5 protein-coding genes are annotated in these 5,717 nt (G+C 36.3%); 4 read left to right on the top strand and 1 reads right to left on the bottom strand.

Going from position 1 to position 5,717, the window contains the following annotated elements:
- From O0V13_RS21200 to O0V13_RS21185, 4 genes are all read left to right on the top strand, one after another.
- Positions 1 to 3,251 (top strand): UvrD-helicase domain-containing protein (locus O0V13_RS21200; protein ID WP_268037020.1); only part of this gene is annotated, 3,251 nt, incomplete at its 5' end.
- Positions 3,252 to 3,485: 234 nt separating this feature from the next.
- Entirely contained in the window at positions 3,486 to 4,517 is a 1,032-nt protein-coding gene (locus tag O0V13_RS21195) for an HNH endonuclease domain-containing protein (RefSeq protein ID WP_268037019.1), read from the top strand.
- Positions 4,517 to 4,888, top strand: a complete 372-nt coding sequence (locus O0V13_RS21190; RefSeq protein ID WP_268037018.1) for an HIT family protein — start codon at positions 4,517 to 4,519, stop codon at positions 4,886 to 4,888. Before O0V13_RS21195 ends, O0V13_RS21190 begins: the two co-directional genes overlap by 1 nt.
- 181 nt (positions 4,889 to 5,069) lie before the next feature.
- On the top strand, positions 5,070 to 5,402 hold the full coding sequence (locus tag O0V13_RS21185; RefSeq protein ID WP_268037017.1) for a hypothetical protein: 333 nt from the start codon (positions 5,070 to 5,072) through the stop codon (positions 5,400 to 5,402).
- A 59-nt stretch (positions 5,403 to 5,461) separates the two neighbouring features.
- Here O0V13_RS21185 and O0V13_RS21180 read toward each other — a convergent pair.
- Positions 5,462 to 5,717: transposase domain-containing protein (locus O0V13_RS21180; protein ID WP_268037016.1), on the bottom strand; the 256-nt coding region annotated here is incomplete at its 5' end.

The following is a 5,717-nucleotide window of genomic DNA, read 5'->3' as shown; positions in this document are numbered from 1 at the left end:
GAAAGATGGACAAGCAAGAGAAGTCCGAAAACCAAGATTCTTTTATCAATGGTGAAACCCAAATTATGGTGGCCACCTCTGCTTTCGGAATGGGTGTTGATAAAAAAGATGTGGGTATGGTGATTCATTATGAAATTTCTGATTCACTTGAAAACTATATTCAGGAGGCAGGCAGAGCCGGTAGAGATGAAAGTATTGTTGCTGACTGCTTTGTGCTATTCAACGAAGAAGACTTAAGTAAACATTTCATTCTCCTGAATCAAACCAAGCTTTCAATCAAAGAAATACAACAGGTTTGGAGTGCTATCAAATACATCACTAAGTTTCGTTCAAAAGTTTCTAACTCGGCTTTGGAGATTGCAAGAAAGGCAGGTTGGGACGATAATGTAATAGATATTGAAACCAGGGTGACAACCGCTATTGCAGCCCTGGAAGATGCCGGCTATTTGAAACGGGGGCAGAATATGCCGAGGATTTTTGCCAATAGTATCCTTTCAAAGAATGCTCAAGAAGCGATTGATAAAATCAATGCTTCAGAAAGATTCGAAGAAAATCAGAAAGAAAAAGGAATCAGGATCATCAAGAAACTTTTCTCAAGCAAAAGCAGAAAGCAGTCCAATGAAGATCCTGCTGAATCAAGAATTGATTACATCAGCGATCATTTAGGGATCGTGAAAGAAGAGGTGATCAACATTGTCAATCTTTTGCGTGAGGAAATGATTTTGGCTGATGCAAAGGATTTGACTGCCTTTATCAAAAAGGGAGAAAACAAAAATCGTTCACTTCAAATTGTTCAATCATTTGCTAAAATTGAAAATTTCCTACTCACTGTTATTGAAGAACAGGAAAAGACATTTCACATCAAAGAGTTAAATGAGGAAGCTGAACAGAATGATTGTAATGATGTAACACCCAATAAGATTAAAACGGTTGTCAATTTTTGGGCTATCAAGAATTGGATAAAGCGACAAAATCTTCCCTACTCAAAAAACCATATCGCAGCTATCTCTCTTTACCCCAAACTTTTGCTGAAGGAGAAATTAGAGAAGCGGCACGAGCTGGCTCAATTCATTATTGAATTTCTTCATCAGAAATATAATTTGAATGTAGTCAAAGAGAAAGTTGAAAAAGATGAAGTGTTAGTAGAGTTTTCAGTCCATGAGTTAAAAACGGCGTATGAAAACCATCGTAGTCTTTTCAAACTAGAAATAGAAATAGAGGATATCGAAGAAACTCTCTTTTATCTTTCCAGGATTGAGGCAATCAAAATTGAAGGTGGATTTCTTGTCGTTTATAACAGGCTAACCATTGAAAGGGTAGAGGAAGATAATAAGAAACGCTACAAGGTAGAAGATTACCAAAAACTGAATCAGTTTTACGAAACCAAAGTGCAGCAAATTCATATTGTGGGCGAGTATGCGAAGAAAATGATCAGCGACTACAAAGATGCCTTACAATTTGTCGAAGATTATTTTCAGCTCAATTATCAATCGTTCCTGAATAAATATTTCAAAGGTGAACGCCAAATCGAAATCAAACGCAACTTAACTCCTGCCAAGTTCAACCAACTTTTCGGAGAGCTTTCTCCCACGCAATTGAAAATCATAAAGGACAAGGATAATCAGCATATTGTGGTAGCTGCTGGTCCAGGGAGTGGTAAGACGAGGGTACTGGTTCACAAATTAGCTTCCTTACTTTTAATGGAAGATGTAAAACATGAGCAGTTGCTGATGGTAACATTTTCAAGGGCTGCCGCTACTGAATTTAAAAAGCGATTACTCAAACTGATTGGCAATGCGGCAAATTTCATAGAAATAAAGACCTTTCATTCCTATTGTTTTGACTTATTGGGAAAGGTTGGCAGCTTGGAGAAGTCCGGTGAAATATTGAGGAAAACTGTTGAAAAGATCAAAAGAGGAGATGTCGAGGCGAGTCGAATTACAAAAACTGTATTAGTTATTGATGAGGCTCAGGATATGGATAAAGATGAGTTCAAGTTGATCAATGCCTTGATGGAGCAAAATGAAGACATGCGAGTGATTGCAGTAGGGGATGATGACCAGAATATATATGAGTTCAGAGGAGCAAATTCAAAATACCTGGAACAGTTTGTATCTGTGAATAAGGCCATAAAGCATGAGCTGGTTGAAAATTACAGAAGCAAGAGAAATCTGGTCGATTATACTAATCAGTTTGTAAAGCAGATTCAGCATAGATTGAAAATCACTCCTATATTTTCAAAGCAAACCGACAATGGTAAGATAAAACTGGTTCGTTATCAAAGTGGCAATCTCATTACCCCTCTTGTTCATGACATTCTCAGAACTGATCTCAGCGGGACTACTTGTGTACTTACAAAGACGAATGAAGAAGCACTTCAAATCACGGGGCTACTTTTGAAAAATAATATGCAAGCGAAGCTAGTACAAACAAATGATGGGTTTAGCTTGTACAACCTATTGGAAGTCCGGTTCTTTTTAGATCAATTGAATCTCTCCGATGATATTTTCATTATCTGGGATGATGCCTGGGAAAATGCCAAACGGCTATTAATTGACAAATTTCGCAGTAGCAACAAGTTGGAAATCTGCTTGAATATCATCAAGGATTTTGAAGCCACTCATCCCAAAAAGAAATACAAATCTGATTTGGAAGTATTCATTCGAGAATCGAAGCTTGAGGATTTTTTCGATGAAAAGGGAGAAACAATTTTCGTTTCAACCATTCATAAAGCCAAAGGGAAGGAGTTTGATAATGTTTTCCTGATGCTTGAAAATTATAAAGCTGGGACCGAGGAAGCCAAAAGGCTGCTGTATGTTGCCATGACAAGAGCAAAACAGAACTTGACAATACATCTCAATAGCAACTTTCTGGACCATCTTTCTGCAGAGAACCTGGAAAAAATTGAGGATAGAGAAATTTACCAGCCTTCCAAAGAGCTGGTTATGCACCTGAACCATAAGGATGTGAATCTGGGGTATTTTGAATTTGTGCAACACCGTATTAAAAACATCTTCCCAGGAGATTCACTTTTATTAGCAGAAAATGGATGTACTAATTCCAATGGAGATTTGGTATTGAAGTTTGCTAAAAAATTCACGGAAACCATTGAATTGAGATTACAAAATGGCTATGAACTGAAAAGTGTGAAGGTGAATTTTATTGTGTATTGGTTGAAAGAGGGTGGTGAACATGAAGTGAAAGTGATCTTACCGGAACTTTACTTTGAGAAACAACGAGTTGAGAAATAAAAGCGGGATGACCAATATTAAAGTTAGAAAGCACCATTGAAAGGAAATGCCATTTTGATTGCTCAGTAATTCTATGAGGCCATAGCCAACATCCTTTATAAAGGTGCGCCAGGAGAGATTTGGTTCCAAGTTTGAGTTTGTTGCTTGCAATAAGCTCTAATAATTAATTGAAATCATGAGCTTTGAGGTGAGCTGGAAAGCAAAGCCAAAAATGTTATTTCGAATTTTAAAAAAATGACAGAATTTCAGATCAATGACCCCAGTTTAGAGTCTCAATGGAGATCTTTAATTCTGTTTGGGAAAAATTCAGCGACCTATAAATTCGCCTTTGCTAAGAGTTTATTAGAGTTGGTAAAGAATGAATCTACTTCAATTTCATTAAAAGAATTGGCCAGGCCATTTTCTCGAAATATTACAGAACATTTAAAGCAAACTGACAAACAAGGAAATTCAAGTTCTAGCAAATTTCTAAACTATTGCCGAGATTATAATTTTGGGATTATTGATGAAGATCAACTGTTGATTCAAACAGAAAGATTGGGTTTTATAAATGTTGTTGACGCCTTTCAGAACGTTAATGGAGGTCAAATTCCAAACTTGTTTTTCGAAAAGGACTATTCTAACGGGAATAAAAGAATTGTTATTACTGATGATTTGCTGAGACTTAAGGATAGTTTTCACTTTCAGAATTTTGAAAATGAAACCGAGGCTAGATGGAAGTTGGTTGAAACAGCATGGAACCTGCGAATCAATCCAAACCTTCTAGAGGTTAAATATGACGAATCCTCTTCTCTATTTTTTCTAGAAAATGATTTAATGAAAAGGGTTGATATAACCTCTGTGAGAGATTCCCTAAACGGATACCAAAAAGGAAAGTGCTTTTATAGTTTTATGGACATCTCCATTATTCAAGGTAGTCCTGATATATGTCATGTCGACCACTTTCTTCCTCACAAGAATAAGCAGGTGCATGCAAATGATGGAGCTAATATAAATGGTGTCTGGAATTTAGTCTTAAGCCATTCGTCGATGAATAGCATGAAGGAAAAAGGGGCAAAAGTTCCAGATCGTAAATTCTTAAACAGACTATTTAATCGAAATGAATTTTATATTAGCAGTAAACACCCACTAGCTGAAACAATTATTAATCAAACAGGAAGAACAAAAGTGTTGAGAAGAGCTTTTTTGGAAAAGCAATATAATCTCGCATTAGAAAATTCGATTGTTACATGGTCACCGATTGAAGAATTAGAAGGAACGTTTTAATGAGTGTATTTTCAAAAATATCAGATGACAATAAGATTTATTCTGGGGAGCATTTCTTTATGATTTATGACCGATATCCTGTGTCTCCAGGTCACATGCTGATCATTTCAAATGAAGAAAAGTTGGATTATTTCACTTTGGATAAAAATGAGCAAAGTGAATTGAGTTATTTAATTGAAAAGGCAAAGGAAATAATTGAAAGAGATTACAGACCTGATGGCTATAATATAGGGATGAATTGTGGAGTAGCAGCTGGACAAACAGTTATGCATTTTCACTGTCATGTGATTCCTAGGTATTTAGGAGACATGAAAGATCCTAGGGGTGGTATCAGGCACTGCCTAGTGGGGAAAGGATATTATGAAGTTTAATTGAGGATTTTTGCCTTCTCGAGTCTTTAAAAACAATTTTAAGCTAACATTTACTCAACCGCCCCCAATCTACTGAAGGGATTTTAATAAAAGTTGAAGAATTAAAAGTAAGTGGTGGAGTATCCGAATCTTAAAGGAAATTAGCGATTCATCGTTTGGTTCAAAAAGAATTCTGGGTTGAATGGTTAAGTCCACAAAACTTTCGCTTGAAGAGCAAAAGAAAATAGTCCCTGCCTCTTTTTTGGATGTAGAAGGTAAGTACAAAGAAAATCTATTAGGTGAAACGGTTATTGAAGGAAAGTTGAACAGCTCTTCAACAATTGCCAAATATAAAGATGCGGTAGTCAATGTAAATTTCTATACGAAAACTGATACCTATCTAAGTAGCGAAGAATTTGTTGTTTATGAATTTGTGAATCCAGGAAGTGAAGTGGATTTTAAAATAAAGACAAAAGCACCAAAGGGATATGATAAACTATCATTAGAAATTATAGAAGCCAAATCTGTTGATTAAAGGATCGCTAAAAAGGATTTCAACTTTTAATCTTTGTATCCGCCCGAGCAACTGCATCTTTACTTATCCTGATTTATTGCTAGGGAAAGTTTATAGTTTTTCGGTAGGAGTTCTTTTATTTTTTGGATGTTGGTTTCCATGATATGGTCAAAGACAAATTTGAGCCACTGTTGAGGATTAACCTCCTCGATCTTGCACATGGCAAAGAACGAGTAAATCATTGCTGCCCGCTGTGCTGCATCATGGGACCCTGCGAACAGGTAGTTTTTCCGACCTAAAGCCGTTGGGCGAATTTTATTTTCACAGGCGTTATTG

This window comes from Algoriphagus sp. PAP.12 (assembly GCF_026652115.1).
GTDB lineage: Bacteria > Bacteroidota > Bacteroidia > Cytophagales > Cyclobacteriaceae > Algoriphagus.
This window is presented reverse-complemented; position numbering and strand designations above follow the sequence as displayed.